General features: G+C 60.8%; 10 protein-coding genes and 2 tRNA genes. 8 read left to right on the top strand and 4 right to left on the bottom strand.

Translation table 11 applies throughout. From position 1 onward, the window contains the following. The first annotated feature begins 35 nt into the window (after nucleotides 1–35). From nudC to M1E02_RS06885, 3 genes are all read left to right on the top strand, one after another. Nucleotides 36–1,109: an NAD(+) diphosphatase gene (gene nudC / locus M1E02_RS06875; protein WP_479377350.1), complete on the top strand. Its 1,074-nt coding sequence runs from the start codon at nucleotides 36–38 to the stop codon at nucleotides 1,107–1,109. Between the two features lie 96 nt (nucleotides 1,110–1,205). Then, nucleotides 1,206–3,356: an ATP-dependent DNA helicase UvrD2 gene (locus M1E02_RS06880; RefSeq protein WP_479377351.1), complete on the top strand. Its 2,151-nt coding sequence runs from the start codon at nucleotides 1,206–1,208 to the stop codon at nucleotides 3,354–3,356. After that, on the top strand, nucleotides 3,353–3,994 hold the full coding sequence (locus M1E02_RS06885; RefSeq protein WP_479377352.1) for a M48 metallopeptidase family protein: 642 nt from the start codon (nucleotides 3,353–3,355) through the stop codon (nucleotides 3,992–3,994). The genes M1E02_RS06880 and M1E02_RS06885 overlap by 4 nt, the downstream gene beginning before the upstream one ends. A 67-nt stretch (nucleotides 3,995–4,061) precedes the next feature. Here M1E02_RS06885 and M1E02_RS06890 read toward each other — a convergent pair whose 3' ends face one another. Next, complete coding sequence (locus M1E02_RS06890; RefSeq protein ID WP_479377353.1) at nucleotides 4,062–5,516, bottom strand: zinc-dependent metalloprotease; 1,455 nt, start codon at nucleotides 5,514–5,516, stop codon at nucleotides 4,062–4,064. 235 nt (nucleotides 5,517–5,751) lie between these two features. Between M1E02_RS06890 and M1E02_RS06895 the strand changes: the two genes are divergently transcribed. Together M1E02_RS06895 and M1E02_RS06900 are read left to right on the top strand one after the other, a co-directional pair. Next, nucleotides 5,752–6,873: a YlbL family protein gene (locus M1E02_RS06895; protein WP_479377354.1), complete on the top strand. Its 1,122-nt coding sequence runs from the start codon at nucleotides 5,752–5,754 to the stop codon at nucleotides 6,871–6,873. Nucleotides 6,874–7,029: 156 nt separating this feature from the next. Then, the gene (locus M1E02_RS06900) at nucleotides 7,030–10,011 is read left to right on the top strand and encodes a UPF0182 family membrane protein (RefSeq protein ID WP_479378088.1); all 2,982 of its coding nucleotides are present in this window, start codon (nucleotides 7,030–7,032) and stop codon (nucleotides 10,009–10,011) included. A gap of 101 nt (nucleotides 10,012–10,112) precedes the next feature. Here M1E02_RS06900 and M1E02_RS06905 read toward each other — a convergent pair whose 3' ends face one another. Beyond that, nucleotides 10,113–10,397, bottom strand: coding sequence for a PLD nuclease N-terminal domain-containing protein (locus tag M1E02_RS06905; RefSeq protein ID WP_479377355.1), 285 nt, complete (start codon nucleotides 10,395–10,397; stop codon nucleotides 10,113–10,115). Between the two features lie 364 nt (nucleotides 10,398–10,761). Here M1E02_RS06905 and M1E02_RS06910 point away from each other — a divergent pair. From M1E02_RS06910 to M1E02_RS06920, 3 genes are all read left to right on the top strand, one after another. Further along, nucleotides 10,762–10,835 (top strand) — tRNA-Met (locus tag M1E02_RS06910). 166 nt (nucleotides 10,836–11,001) lie between these two features. After that, nucleotides 11,002–11,078: transfer RNA gene (locus tag M1E02_RS06915), tRNA-Met, on the top strand. Between the two features lie 266 nt (nucleotides 11,079–11,344). After that, nucleotides 11,345–12,277 (top strand): cytochrome b/b6 domain-containing protein, encoded by a 933-nt coding sequence (locus M1E02_RS06920; RefSeq protein WP_479377356.1) that lies wholly within the window; start codon nucleotides 11,345–11,347, stop codon nucleotides 12,275–12,277. A gap of 93 nt (nucleotides 12,278–12,370) precedes the next feature. On the opposite strand, the gene M1E02_RS06925 is transcribed toward M1E02_RS06920, so the two are convergent. Together M1E02_RS06925 and M1E02_RS06930 are read right to left on the bottom strand one after the other, a co-directional pair. Further along, on the bottom strand, nucleotides 12,371–13,162 hold the full coding sequence (locus M1E02_RS06925; RefSeq protein ID WP_479377357.1) for a PspA/IM30 family protein: 792 nt from the start codon (nucleotides 13,160–13,162) through the stop codon (nucleotides 12,371–12,373). A 110-nt stretch (nucleotides 13,163–13,272) separates the two neighbouring features. Next, complete coding sequence (locus tag M1E02_RS06930) at nucleotides 13,273–15,324, bottom strand: TPM domain-containing protein (RefSeq protein ID WP_479377358.1); 2,052 nt, start codon at nucleotides 15,322–15,324, stop codon at nucleotides 13,273–13,275. Nucleotides 15,325–15,388 lie beyond the last annotated feature (64 nt).

The following is a 15,388-nucleotide window of genomic DNA, read 5'->3' on the forward strand; positions in this document are numbered from 1 at the left end:
TATCAATTGTCAGCCCGAGTCAGTACGGTAGGTACATGAGTCTTGCTGAGCCACCTGTACCGCAGCACGGATTTGCACAGGAGCACCAGCGGCTGCAGGAATCGCAGGAACCAGGCGGGCTTGCGGCTCACTCCGTGAGCGCCAACCATTTGGCGGACAACGTGCTTCCCGTCCGCCCGGCCCTGATGGATCGTGGATCCTCGGAGCGCCTCAAACCAGGAATGGTCCAGGCCCTCATCGAATCGGGAAAAGCCCAGGCTATGGTCCTCGCTGGCAGGAAAGCCTTGGTGCATGCAAACAAGCTTGTGCTCCTCGAAGCTAACTCCCTGGCTCGCAGCCTGGCCCAAGCGGGCGTGCAGCCGGATCACACCATTTATCTCGGGTCGCCACTGGAGGATGACCAAATCGCCCCAGGCACCGGGATCGTCCTCTTCGTCCTCGCTGACACCCTGGCTCCTGGCACTCCGGGTATTCCAGAGGCAGCAGAGTGGGCCGCTTTTCGAGACGTAGCCGCACAATTGGATGCCCTGCATACCTCGCTGTTCGTCGAAGCAAGCGCCATTGCCAACTGGCACGGCACCCATACGCACTGTCCGCGCTGCGGAGCCAGGACCATTGTTGAAGCCGGCGGCTGGGTTCGCCGGTGCCCTGAGGACGGTTCGGAGCATTATCCCCGGACGGATCCGGCGATCATCGTCACGGTGGTTGGCGCGGACGGCCGGTTGCTTCTTGGCGGCGGAGGGCCTGCGGATGCCAAAAACTATTCAACGCTCGCTGGCTTTGTGGAGCCGGGGGAATCCCTTGAGCAGGCCGTGGTCCGGGAAATCTTTGAAGAGGTAGGGGTGCGCGTAACTGCTTGCCAGTATCTTGGCTCGCAGCCCTGGCCTTTCCCTGCGTCCCTCATGCTGGGGTTTACTGCCCTGACGTCCGACGTCGAGCCACGGCCCGACGGCGTGGAGGTCACCAGGGCCCGCTGGTTTAACCGCGCAGAACTGCAGGACGCAGTCCTTCGGGGTGACGTCGTGATATCGAGCAGGCTTTCCATCTCGAGGTCCCTCATTGAGCACTGGTATGGCGGAGTGATTGAGGACCGACCGGCCGATTCCTGAAAGGGCTGTACTCTTGAACGCGCTATTGATCCGCTGCTTCCCATCGCATTAATGCGCACCACCGATCATGGCCCATCCATCAATTGAGCAGCAGAAGTGACAACAGAGAACCTGGACGGAACAGCGCCCCTCGACGGCGCAACCCTTGAGGAGCGTATCCTTGGCGGCCTGGATGACGAACAGCGTGAAGTCGCCAGCACCTTGAACGGACCCCTGTGCGTGCTTGCAGGCGCAGGAACGGGAAAGACACGGGCGATCACCCACAGAATCGCCTACGGCGTGCATTCTGGGGTGTACAGCCCCCAGAGGCTCCTGGCTGTCACCTTTACGGCCCGGGCAGCGGCGGAAATGCGGAGCAGGCTCCGCGACCTCGGAGTCGGCAACGTTCAGGCCCGGACCTTCCACGCAGCCGCGTTGAGGCAACTCCAGTTTTTCTGGCCGCAGGCAGTGGGTGGAACCTTACCGAATCTGCTGGATCACAAGGCTCAGATGATTGCCGAGGCGGCGCGGCGACTTCGGCTCAGTACGGACAGGGCGTCGATTCGTGACCTGGCTTCTGAGATTGAATGGGCAAAGGTGTCAATGCTCACCCCCGCCAACTACCTGGAGAACGCGCAGGACAGGGGTACACCCGGGGGCTTCGACCTGACCGCCGTCGCACGGGTTTTCCAGTCCTATGAGGACGTCAAGACGGACCGGAATGTCATCGACTTCGAGGACGTTCTGCTTATCACCGTCGGGATCCTTCAGGAGGACCCCAAGGTGGCAGCAACCGTCCGGGAGCAATACCGCCACTTCGTGGTGGACGAGTACCAGGATGTGTCGCCGCTTCAGCAAAGACTCCTCGAGCTCTGGCTCGGCGGACGCGACGAATTGTGCGTTGTGGGAGACGCCAGCCAGACCATTTACTCCTTTACGGGCGCATCGCCTAAACACCTTTTGGGCTTCAAGACGATGTACCCTTCGGCGAATGTGGTGAAGCTTATCCGCGACTACCGTTCCACCCCGCAGGTGGTGAAACTGGCAAATGACCTGCTTGCCAACCGTCGAAGCGGGGGAGCCGTCGCCGATGCGGCCTGGGCCACACCCCTGAAGCTTGTTGCCCAGCGGGCACCGGGGCCTGTTCCTCAGTTCACCGAATGCGCGGACGACGAAGCGGAGGCGGCCACGGTGGCCGGGAAAATCCGCACCCTCCTCGATTCCGGCGTGCCTGCAAGCCAGATCGCGGTCCTGTTCCGGACGAATGGTCAATCGGAGGCCTATGAGCAGGCGCTTGCTTCGGCGGGCATCGGTTATCAGCTCAGGGGCGGGGAGCGGTTTTTCGCCCGTAAGGAAGTTCGGGACGCCATCCTCCAACTGAGGGCTGCCACCAGGGCCGCGGCGGAGTCGTCCGCACCGGAACCTCTCGGCCAGCTGGTCAGGGATATCGTGGCTTCCTTGGGGTACACAGACTCTGCACCGCATAGCGGCGGGGCCTTGCGGGAACGCTGGGAATCGTTGGCCGCATTGGTTGCGCTTGCCGACGAACTGGTTCTCAGCCGGGGGCCGCAATTCAACCTTTCGGACTTCGTCAATGAGTTGCAGGAGCGTTCCCTCGCCCAGCATGCCCCTACGGTCCAGGGCGTCACGCTTGCGTCGTTGCACGCGGCCAAGGGCCTGGAATGGGACGCCGTCTTCCTCGTTGGTCTGAGTGAGGGGCTCATGCCGATTTCCTTCGCTGATACCCCGGAAGCGGTGGACGAGGAACGCCGCCTCCTCTATGTGGGGATCACTCGAGCACGTGAGCACCTGTCACTGTCCTGGTCCTCCGCCAGGACGCCGGGCGGCCGGGCCAACCGTAAGCCGTCCCGCTTCCTTGATGGCTTGAGGCCGGACTCCGTGGTCACCAGCTCGACCAAGGGTGTGGGAGCGGCGCCGCGTCGGAAGGCCGCCGTTCCGTCGACGTGCAGAGCGTGCGGAAGCATGCTGTCAACGGGAGCGGAACGCAAGGTGGGGCGCTGCAGCCAGTGTCCGCCCAGCTATGAGGAACAGACGTTTGAGGCACTGCGGCAATGGCGGAAGGACGTTGCGCTGACCGCGGACGTACCCGCATTCGTTGTCTTCACCGACGCGACGCTGACGGCCATTGCGGAGGCGCGCCCGTCGTCCTTGGAAGAGCTGGCGAAACTGGCGGGAGTCGGTCCTTCCAAACTCGAACGCTACGGCCCGGCTGTCTTGGCTGTGCTGGTGGAAAGCAGCACTGTGTGACTCCGGGTGAGGGAGATGTGCAGTTAACGCACGACGGCGCGCCGGTGGTGGTACGCCGCTCGGCCCGCCGTCGTCGGACTGTCGCTGCTTTCTGGGAAGACGGCAAAGCCGTCGTCGCGATCCCGGCGTATTTCAGCCGGGCCCAGGAGAAGGAGTGGGTCAGCCGGATGTTGGATAAACTCCGGCGGCAGGGTCTGCGGCGCTCGGCGGGTGCCGGCAAACGGAAGCCTGCCACAGATGCTGCCTTGGCGGCGCACGCTGCTGCTTTGTCAGCGCGCTACTTGGCGGGGCGTGCGGTTCCCACGTCTGTTCGCTGGGTCAGCAACCAGAACTCAAGGTGGGGCTCAGCGACACCATCCGAAGGCACCATCAGGTTGTCAGACAAGCTGCGGCCCATGCCCCAGTGGGTGATTGACTACGTCCTGCTCCATGAACTGGCCCATCTCCTGGTCGCCGGACACAATGCCGCTTTCTGGCGTTTATTGGAGTCCTATCCGGAGACAGGCCGTGCTAAAGCCTTCCTGGAGGGCGTTTCCTTTGCCACATCCCGTGGCATCGGGGTGCCTTCAAGCGGGGCGACGTCAGATGGCAGCCCACAGGCTGGCAGTGTGGATCCCGGCTGCGCCGACGCTGACTGACCAGCCGGGAAATGCCGGCTGGGCAGTCGCAGGCCAACCTGGGTCTTACAGGCTTCCCTGAATTCGGTCAGCTCTTGGCGTTGCCGGCGTCATCGTTTGAATCATTCTCGGTGTCGTCGGCCTTGACGTCGCCGCCTTCAGCTTCAGCTGGAGTTTCCAGCTTCTCCTGTTCTTCCCTGTCAAACCCGCCGCTGAGCAGTTTTTGGAGCGCATCGTCCACTTCCGTCTCACTGGCCTCTGCAAGCTTGCGGCGGCTGCTGAAGCCCTGAGGATCATCGAGGTCCTCGGCTGTGGGGAGCAAATCAGGGTGATGCCAAATGGCGTCCCTGCCGGCAACGCCACGCTCGGCCTTTAGTGTTGCCCAGAGGGTGGCAGCTTCACGGAGCCGGCGCGGACGCAGTTCCAGTCCAACCAATGAGGAGAAGGCATGTTCGGCCGGGCCTCCGGTTGCCCGTCGGCGCCGGACGGTCTCACGAAGCGCAGAGGCTGACGGAAGCATCTTCTCAGTGGCTGCTGCGGTGAGCTCATCCACCCACCCCTCAACGAGGGCCAGTGCGGTTTCGAGCTTTTCAAGTGCCTGTTCCTGTGCAGTCGTCCGCTGGGGCATGAAGACCCCTTGGGAGAGCGCCTCCTGGATACCTTCAGGATTGCCGGGATCCAGTTCCCTTGCCAGCTCTTCAATCTTGGTCATGTCAATATGGATTCCGCGGGCGTAGGCCTCAATGGCTCCAAGAAGATGCCCCCGAAGCCAAGGCACCTGCACGAACAACCGGGCATGGGCAGCTTCGCGGACCGCGAGGAAAAGACGGATGTCGCCCTCGGGCAGGCTGAGCCCCTCGCCAAACTTGGCCACGTTGGCGGGGAGCAATGCCATCTCAAGATCGGCCAGGGGCACCCCGATGTCAGTGGAGCTCACCACTTCGGCTGAGAGGGCGCCGATCGCCTGGCCCAACTGCATGCCGAAGATGGCCCCACCCATGTTTTGAAGCATGGAGGAAGCCCCACCCATCATGGACTTCATTTCCTCGGGAAGCTGATCACTCAAGGCGTTCGTCAGGGCGTTGGCGATGCTGTTTGCCACAGGTTCAGTGAGCCGCTTCCAGGTGCCGAGGGTTTCTTCAACCCACTCGGCGCGGGACCAAGCCCGGCCGATAAGCCCTGTGGCCGGAAGCTCGGTGACCTGGTCCAGCCAGAGCTCGGCGAGGCGAAGGGCTTCATCAATTTCTCGGGATTGCTGCGCGGTAACTGATGGGTCTGAACCGCTGGCCGCAACTCGGCGGGCGTTCTCGTGAGCCAGTTGCCAGTTGACAGGGCCTTCTGAGGTGGAGCTCATCATGGCCTGGACCTGCGAAAACATCTGGGCCAGCAGGTTGGGGTCCTCGGGAAGGCCGGCTGCTTTGGCAAGTTCAGCGGGATCGATATTGCCCATACCCTTGCCACCCATCAGGTTCTGCAGCATTTCTGCCAGCGGATCCTTCGGGTTCTCGTCGCCATTGGACGGATTGAGTGGGTTGGAGGTCATGATCCCGCCGATCGTCGGTGTGACTGTTGATCAAGTTCACGGTACCCCGGCCAATGAGGGGCTGTCTGCCGAAAGCATGCTTCGTTCGCTCTAGGCAAAGAGCCACCCTGCGGATGGACCGCGTAATGTTAGAGGCTGAACACATTGGCACGCCTGAGATTGCGCGTGACCCGAGATGAGTAGCGCTGACAGCGGCGCACCTGAGGGTCGAAAGCCGTAGGGGAGAGGTTCTTCATTGACGCTAACTGAGGGTGACCAGCACGCGGGCTTGCCCGAAGCAGGCCTGGAAGGCAGTACTCCGCCGGAGGACAAAAGGTTCACCGCGATGGGCGTCTCGGCTGTGCTGACTCTCATACTGGGCATCGGGCTGTTCGCGCTTCCCGTGCCCTACGTGGTGGAAACTCCGGGCCCGACGTTCAACACCCTCGGTGTGGACAAGGCAGGCAATCCCGTCATCAGCATCAGGGGGCGTGAAACGTTCCGGGCCAACGGGAACCTTGATCTCACCACGGTCTACGTTGAAGGCGGTCCCAAAAGCAACATCTCATTGCTATCGGCATTTGCGGCCTGGGTGGATAAGTCGAATGCCGTCTATCCCGTCGAAATGATCTACCCGGAGGGCGTCACCAAGGAGGAAACGGACCAGGAAAGTGCAGTAGCGATGGCTACCTCCCAGGAGGACGCGGTGGCTGCGGCCTTGAACGAGCTCCGCATCCCCTTTGACCAAAAGCTGAAGATAGCCGACGTTCCGGAATCCGCTCCCTCGCATGGAAAGCTGGAATCCGGAGACATTTTCGTGTCAGTTGGGGGGAAACCCGTGACGGCCTTGAAGGTTATTCAGGACGAGCTGGCAGCAGGGGCAGGGCAGCCGGTCGCCGTCGTCGTTGACCGTAACGGCAAGAGTGTCACCGAAATGATCACCCCCGGAAAAAACGCCTCGGGCCGCTACATCCTGGGCGTTCAACTGGAATACGATTTCACTTTTCCCGTTGAGGTAACCATCTCCCTGCAGGAGGTTGGAGGTCCGAGTGCGGGCATGATGTTCGCGTTGGGCCTTGTGGACACCATGACTCCTGGCGACCTCACGGGCGGCCGCAAAATTGCCGGAACCGGAACCATTTCCCCTGACGGATCAGTGGGTCCCATTGGAGGCATCGGCCAAAAGATGGTGGCTGCACAACGTGCCGGCGCCGCCCTTTTCCTTGCCCCCGCAGCAAATTGCGAGCAGGTGCTGGGCCATATTCCCGACGGTCTTCAGGTGGTAAAAGTCGGGAATCTGGCCGAGGCGAAGAAAGCCGTGGAGTTGGTGGGCGCCGGACAGGACACGGCCGCGCTCCCCACCTGCACCACCGACTAGACTAAATCGAGGAACTTAGCTCCACTGCCACTCGTGGCATATATACCAGTCAGCGCCGGTCTGAGGACGGGAGCTGGCACCTGCGCCACTCCAGCTTTACCCGTGAATCAGACGACCAGCTATGAGGTACAAAGTTTGTCCCGTCCCGCCAGCTCCATGCCGCCCACAACCACGCAGTCGAGGCGCAGCGCCCTGACACCGACCCTGATCGTCGTCGCCTTGGTTGTGGTCGGATTCATCTTCTTTGCCAACACCTGGACAGATGTTCTGTGGTACCAGCAACTCGGATACTTTGAAGTCTTCCTGACAGAGAACTTGGCCCGGATCGGAATATTTGTTGCGGGCTTCGCCATCATGGCCGCCGCGATGTACTTCGCCATCCGCCTCGCTTATAACGCCAGGCCGGTCTACGCTCCTGACGCGGAAATCAGGGACAACCTGAACCGCTACCAGGCGCAGCTTGAACCAGTCCGCCGTGTGGTGATGACCGGCCTCCCCATCCTCTTTGGCCTTTTTGCCGGCAGCGCCGCTGCAAGCCAGTGGCAGAAAGTCCTCCTGTACTTCAACCAGGTTCAGTTCGGCCAAACCGATCCAGAGTTTGGGCTGGACATCAGCTTCTACCTCATGACCCTGCCGTTCCTGGGATTCGTCACCGGCTTCCTGATCAGTGTGGCTGTTGTTGCAGGCATCGCTGGGATACTGACGCACTACCTGTACGGCAGTATCCGCATCATGGAACGCGGGATCTTCACCAGCAGGGCAGCGCAGATCCATCTCGCTGTCACCGGCGGCACGTTCCTCCTGTTGCTGGGCGCGAACTTCTGGCTGGACAGGTATGCCGCCCTCCAGAGCAACGGCGGGCGCTGGGCGGGTGCGCTCTACACCGACGTCAACGCCGTCATTCCCACCAAGGCAATCCTCGCCGTGGCAGCCGTCCTGGTTGCAATTCTCTTCATCGTCGCTGCGATCATCGGCAAGTGGCGGTTGCCTGTCATTGGCACAGCAATGCTGGTTATCACGTCCATTCTTGCGGGTGGAGTTTATCCCTGGGTGATCCAGCAATTCCAGGTCCGGCCCTCCGAGCAGACCCTCGAGAAGGAATTCATCGAGCGGAACATCGGGATGACCAGGACAGCCTATGGTCTGGACAAGATTCAGGTGGAACGCTACAACGCCACCAACACGGCAACATCAGGGGCTTTGGCCCCGGACGCCCAAACAACGCAGAACATCCGCCTCCTTGATCCCAACCTGATCTCGGACGCATTTGCGCAGCTGGAGCAGTACAGGCCGTACTACACGTTCCCTGAGACCTTGAACGTGGACCGCTATGAGGTGGACGGCAAAGTTCAGGACACCGTTATTGCGGTCCGCGAACTCAATCCAGGCGGGCTGAGCGCAAACCAACAGTCGTGGCTTAACACGCATGCTGTTTACACCCACGGTTACGGCGTGGTTGCCGCCAAGGGCAACAAGTTCACAGTGGACGGAAAGCCTGACTTCCTCCAGGCAGGTATCCCTTCCACCGGCGTGCTTGGTGATGACTCCACATACGAGCCGCGCATCTACTTCGGTGAGAACTCTCCTGAATACTCCATTGTCGGGGCCCCGGAGGGCTCACCGCATCGTGAACAGGACCGTCCCTCGGCGAGAGAAGGCGGTGGGGACACCCAGTACACCTTCACGGGCGACGGCGGCCCGAACGTGGGCAGTTTCCTGAACAGGATCCTCTACTCAATAAAGTTCCAGTCTTCTGACCTCCTGCTCTCCGACGCTGTGAACCCCGAGTCGCAGATTCTGTACGAACGGAGTCCCCGTGAGCGGGTGGAAAAAGTAGCGCCCTACCTGACCGTGGATGGCAACGCTTATCCGGCTGTTGTAGATGGACGAGTGAAGTGGATCGTTGACGGCTACACCACCAGCCAGTACTACCCGTACTCACAGCAGGAGCAGCTTTCTGAGGCAACTGCGGACTCGCAGACAGTGGCCGGAAGGTCTGTGGCTTTGCCCAACAGCTCAGTGAACTACATCCGCAACTCGGTGAAGGCAACCGTCGATGCCTACGACGGCTCGGTGGAGCTCTACGCGTGGGACGATCAGGACCCGGTTCTGAAGGCCTGGCAGAAGGTCTTCCCGGCGTCACTGAAGCCCTACTCCGAAATGTCCGGAGACGTGATGAGTCACGTTCGGTACCCGGAGGACCTGTTCAAGGTTCAGCGTGAGCTCCTGGGCCGGTATCACGTCACCCAGCCCGATAGCTTTTACCAAGGCGATGATGTCTGGAGCGTCCCCAACGATCCAACGGTGGAGCGTGAAGTAAAACAGCCTCCGTTCTACATGTCGCTCCAAATGCCGGATCAGGAGAATTCAGCATTCCAGCTCACATCCTCGTTTATTCCACAAATCGTTGATGGCAGTGCACGGAATGTGCTCTACGGCTTCTTGGCCGCTGACTCGGATGCCGGCAAAGAGAAGGGCGTCAAGGCGGAGAGCTACGGCAAGTTGAGGTTGCTGGAGATTCCGCCGGAAACTCAGGTGCCCGGTCCAGGACAGGCACAGAACAAGTTCAACTCTGATCCGACTGTGTCGCAGGCCCTCAACCTGTTGCGTCAAGGTGCTTCGGATGTGCTCAACGGAAACTTGCTCACGTTGCCTGTAGGCGGCGGTATCCTCTACGTCCAGCCGGTTTACCTCAAGTCCACCGGCGAGACCTCCTACCCTACGCTTCAGCGAGTGCTAGTAGCTTTTGGTGACAAGATCGGCTTCGCACCCACCTTGGACGAAGCTCTGAAGCAGCTCTTCGGAGGCGATTCCGGTGCTGCTGCAGGCGACTCCGCCAACAATGGCCAGGCTCCGCCGGCACCAGGCGGAACAACCCCTCCGGCGCCGGGCACCACGGATGCCAAGGCAGAGCTGAAGGCTGCTCTTGATGCAGCGAATGCCGCCATCGCGGCCGGCCAGGCAGCACTGGCTGACGGCGACTTCGCTGCATATGGCGCGGAGCAGAAGAAACTGTCCGATGCCTTGAAGAGGGCAATCGACGCTGAGGCTAAGTTGGCTGTTCCCGGAGCGGCGGCGTCTACGGCACCTCCGACTACCACGGCGACTCCGACGCCGTCACCCAGCCCCACGGGCTGACCGTCGCAGGCCCTCTGGGTGAAGGCCCTGTCCCATGCGGGACAGGGCCTTCGTTGCGATTTCTCGTTCAGCTGCTCAAATTACGGACAACGGCCACTTGGTCAGGAGACTGTACTCGCAGTTTGGGATGACCTGCGTCCGGCAAGGAACCAGAGCAGTGGACCGAGGACAGGCACGGCGAACACGACCAAGATCCAGAGCAGGGTGACCACGGGCGTTTGCTTCCTGTTCCGCGCGATGCTGATCAGTGCAGCTATAAACAGTGCGGCAATTACCAGGCCAGCCAGCAGGGATGTGGCTTCCCATGCCGTGGGAATGATTGGGTTGGCATTTTCGGATTCAGCTTGCGTCAAAAACACGTAGTCCCCCATTTGTAGCTTTTGCATCCTCTGATTAGGGCATTCGGTTTCGGACAGCCTACCGCTCGCGTCCCTTTTGGGGACAGTCACGGCTGCGGTTGAGCTTGGTGGAGATTCTTTCGGTGTTGTACCAGTTGTCCTAGCAGTTGGCCTTGCGGGACATCGATTGGACCGCGCCGGCGTTCTGCAGCAGTAGGCGCCAGTAGGCGCCAGGAGGTGTGCTGGTACTCTCCACAGGTTGTAGCTGCATAAAGACTGCTGCGGGACCGGCCTTCTTCGTCCTATCGTCTGTCCTTCCGGGTCTCGACAGATGCAATTCCGGGGCGGAGACGTACATCACCCCGCTTCGATTTGGCCTCCCGTTGGGCGGCGGGTAGAGTTGATCTTGCGACGCGGGGTGGAGCAGTTCGGTAGCTCGCTGGGCTCATAACCCAGAGGTCACAGGTTCAAATCCTGTCCCCGCAACTGAAAATGAAAGTCCGGAATACCTGAAAAGGTATTTCGGACTTTCTGCTTTAACAACCCGATGGAAGTACGGAACCAGTCCCGGAGCGGCACCTGCTGCAGGGGTGGGCTCCGCTCCCGACGTGGACTTTCCGGCCCGAAATCTAGGGTAGGCTTGATCATGCGACGCGGGGTGGAGCAGTTCGGTAGCTCGCTGGGCTCATAACCCAGAGGTCACAGGTTCAAATCCTGTCCCCGCAACCACAAGAGGCCCTGACCGGCAATGCGACCGGTCGGGGCCTCTTCTTTGGATCCCTCATTTAGTAGCATTTCCTAGTATTCTCAGTCCCAGGACGCCGGGGAAGAATATGTTGCGGGGCATGACTGAGGCCATCGCCATATTTCGCTCCAGCGGCCTGTGATGATCCAAGCTTATTAAGGCGGTCAGCAAATAGGCCGTGCCTCCTGCCGCCGGCGGAAGCAAGCAGCTTTTACTATCGGTCGATCATTCTCGAGAGGAATGCTTTTCGATGTCAGTGCCAACGAAGAAGTCCGGAACCGCGAAGAGCAAGTGGGTGCAGCGCTACTGGGCGGTGCCGGCAGCCTTGGTTGCCTTGGTCTTGATCGTGCTTCTTACTAAGTGGCTGACGGGGTTGTCCGGGGTCAAAGACTTTCTGGAGCAGTATCCCGGCCACTCAGAGTTGCCCAGCGGGGCTCCCGTTGGCTTTCCTGCCTGGCTTGCGTGGCAGCATTTCCTGAACGGCTTCTTCCTCCTTCTCATCATCCGCACAGGATGGCAGGTCCGCACCACCGCCAGGCCCGCAGCCCACTGGACCAGGAACAACAAGGGGTTCATCAAGACCAAGAACCCGCCGAGCAAAATAAGTCTCGATTTGTGGTTCCACCTCACCCTGGACGTCCTGTGGATCCTGAACGGCATAGTGTTTGCCATCCTCCTCTTCGCCACTGGTCAGTGGATGCGGATCGTTCCCACATCATGGGACGTCGTCCCCAATGCGCTCTCGGCTGCGCTCCAGTACGCGTCGCTGAACTGGCCCACGGAGAACGGCTGGATTAACTACAACGCACTGCAGCTGCTGACGTACTTTGCCACAGTGTTTATCGCAGCACCCCTCGCTTTCATCACCGGTTTGAGGATGTCGTCAGTCTGGCCCAAGAAGGCGCCCACGCTCAACAGGCTCTTCCCGATAGAAGCGGCAAGGGCGGTGCACTTCCCCGTCATGATCTACTTTGTCGCCTTTATCGCGGTCCACGTTTTCCTGGTTTTGGCCACGGGGGCGCTGCGAAACCTGAACCACATGTACGGCGGGAGCGACGACGAGAACTGGGTGGGCTTCTGGATATTCGCCATCTCCATAGCCGTTATGGTGGGCGCTTGGTTCCTTGCCAGGCCGCTCTTCCTGCGACCCATAGCTTCCCTCATGGGTAAGGTCACCCGGTAGCCCGTATCCACAAACTGAAGGCCGGGATTCCATTGGAACCCCGGCCTTCATTTTGCCCTTATTTCATGGGCTGAAAACTTCCACGAAAATTCTCTAGAGCTTGTCGAAGTCTGCTTCCTCGACAGTTGTCTCGGATGCCGCAGAGCCGTTTCCTGCGCCGATGGCAGGCTTTGCGCCGCCGGACTTCAGGGCGGCCAGACGCGCTTCAATCTCGGTCTGTTCGCCGAGGTCCTCAAGCTGGTTGAACTGTGAGTCCAGGCTGGATTCTGCCAGTTCCTGCTGACCACGGACCTTGGCTTCCTCCCGGCGGATCTTTTGTTCAAAGCGGCCCACTTCGCTGGTGGGATCCATGATGTCGATGCTCTTGAGCGCATCGTGGACCTGGGACTGGGCGGCGGCAGTCCTGGACCGGGCAACCAGCTCGTTGCGCTTGCTGGTGAGCTCGTTGAGCTTGCCCTTCATCATGTCCAGTCCGGACTTGAGCTTGTCCACCACTTCGGTCTGGGAGGCAATGCTTGGCTCCGCCGACTTCGCCTCGTTTTCGGACGAGATCTGGCGCTGCAGTGCCACCTTGGCTAGGTTGTCGAATTTCTGGGCATCAGCAGCATTGCCGGCACCGCGGTACTCGTCGGCCTTGCGTGAAGCAGCCAGGGCCTTGTTGCCCCAGTCCTGGGCGTTCTTGACGTCTTCGTTGTAGTCGTCCTGGAGCATCCGCAGGTTGCCGATGGTCTGGGCAACGGCAGATTCCGCCTCAGCGATGTTGTTGGAATAGTCTCTGACCATCTGGTCCAGCATCTTTTGCGGATCCTCGGCCTGGTCCAAGATGGAGTTGATATTCGCCTTCGCAAGCTGCGCCATACGGCCGAAAATGGACTGCTTAACCATGGTGTTACCTTTCGTCCTGCTCGGTTGTTCCCACTGATTTCAGTGAACAGTTGATGTACCGCTCTATCCGCCTCAGGGGACATTCCCTTTCGGCGCCTAGTCATTAGGGGCTAGAAATCCCCACCGCCGCCGGAATCTCCGCCCCAGCCACCGCCGGAGTCGCCGCCTCCAAAATCTCCCCCGCCGGAATCTCCGCCCCAGCCTCCACCGTCGCTGTGGCCGCCGCCCCAGCCGCCGCCTCCGCCGTTAAGGATGGAGTTGATGAGGATGCCGCCGAGGATGGCGCCACCCAGGCCGCCGCCTCCTCCGCCGCCGAACATCCCACCGCCGCCGTATCCCTGGTTGGCGTAGCCACCGAAATGGTCGACGTCGGTCTGCGCGAGCTGGGCTGCCTGGGCAGCCAACGCGTGTGCCTGCTGGGCGTAGGTCAGTGCGGTGACGGGATCGTTCCTGGAGATGGACAAGGCGTAGTCCAAATTGCGCTGCGCCTCAGCCAGCCGGGTACGCGCCTCGGTTCCAACTCCTCCGCGCCGCGCCGTGATGTAGTCAGAGGTGGCGCTGATCTGGGCTTGGGCCGACATGATGGTTTGCTGCAGTGAAGCCTGTGCCCGGCGAGCCTGTTCCTGCTGGTCCCTGATGCCGCTCAGCGACTGGTCCAGGGACTGATGGGCAGCTTCCACACGTTCCAGAGTGGCAATGGGATCGATTTTGCCGCCTTGGATTTCCTCTTTTACCTGAGCCAGTGCAGCTTCTACACGCGCCACAGGCCCAGCCAGCTCTGGATGAGCCCCGGACTGAATCATCGCCTTCGCCTGGGCCAGATCCTGGGAGATGTCCACGACGGCGGCTTCCAATCCGTTACGGGCCTCTTCAAGGTTGCCGGACACCTTGGAAATGGCGTCGATCAGAACGTTTGTCTGGTGGAGGCTCTCTTCTGCAGCGCGCACTGCCACGGCCGCGAGGCTGCCTTCACCCGATGCAAGCTTCTCCTGGGCCGTCTCCGTGGCGTTCTGAACGAAGGCGAGGCGATCCTTTGCCTGGCTAATGTTGTCAGAGACCTGCACCAGGGCGCTGTCGGCGTACTTACCCCGGAGGCCCGTCAACGTCTGCTCGGAGTTGGCGATTTTCGCCTCTGCTTCACGTGCTCCGGCGTTCACCGCGGCAAGAGCCTGCGGTGCGGTCTTCTCCAGTTCCCGGAGGGAATCGAAGTCTGCCTTCTGTTCCCGGAGGGAGGCCAGAGCAGCTTCGGAGCGGCGGATGATCTCGCCCAGCCAGGTGCGCTGCTGCTCCTCCGTGTCTGGAATGTGGTCATCCAGCTGCTGCTGTAGCTTGAAGGACTCGGACATATGGCCCTTGGCGTCCTGCAAGGCCTTGGTGAAATTGCCCACTGCAGATTCGCCATATTGGGCCTCGGCGAAGCCGAGTTCCTGCTCGCTGGATTTGATGGCATCGTCAGCTTCGATGAGGAGGGAACCGCTCTTCCGACGCAACTCCTCGACCGTCAGCGAAGCCAGGGGGTCAAGCTCAGCACCTTGAGGGCCGTAGCTGGCGCTGGATGCCTGGGATGCCTTTTTCCGCCGATTGCGGAGATACAGGTAGGTGCCCACGCCACCAGCCGCGACCACGCCCGTACCAACCAGCACGGCCGTTCCCGCGCCATCACCCGGCACGTTACCTTGACCGCCGCTGGCGGCATCGCCGATGGCGGCAGCTGTCTTGATGGCAGCCTGAGCGTAGTCGTCGTTCCGTAGCTGGGGGTCAACAGCGCTTTTCACGATGTTTTCGCGCTTTGCGTCAGTGATCTTGCTGTTTGATGGCTTGCTCAATAGATACTGACGGGTGTCTGTTGCAACGGTCAGCAGCATGGCGTTGGAACCGAGGCTTGCCTTTTCGGCTACGTCGGCTGCCCACTCGACCCTGTCTGTGGGGTTCTCGAACTTTTTGACGAAAACCACGTGCAGGGTCATGGCGTGGTCCGTGCCGAGCTTCTTGATGGCAGCTTCGACGTCGGCCTTCTTACCGCCCAGCACTCCGGCGGAATCTACTATCTTAGATGACGGGTCCAGCGTTACCGGATCTTCGGCCCAGGCCGCAGTGGCGGGAAGCGCCAGCAGGCCGGTCAGACCGATCACGGCGAGAACACGTCTAAAGTTTGACCGCATGTGCAACCCTTCAGCACTTCCGCGGCCGGTCCAGGCTGAACCAGCCGTCACAGAAAGCACCAGC

It is taken from the genome of Arthrobacter sp. Z5-13 (genome assembly GCF_056499105.1).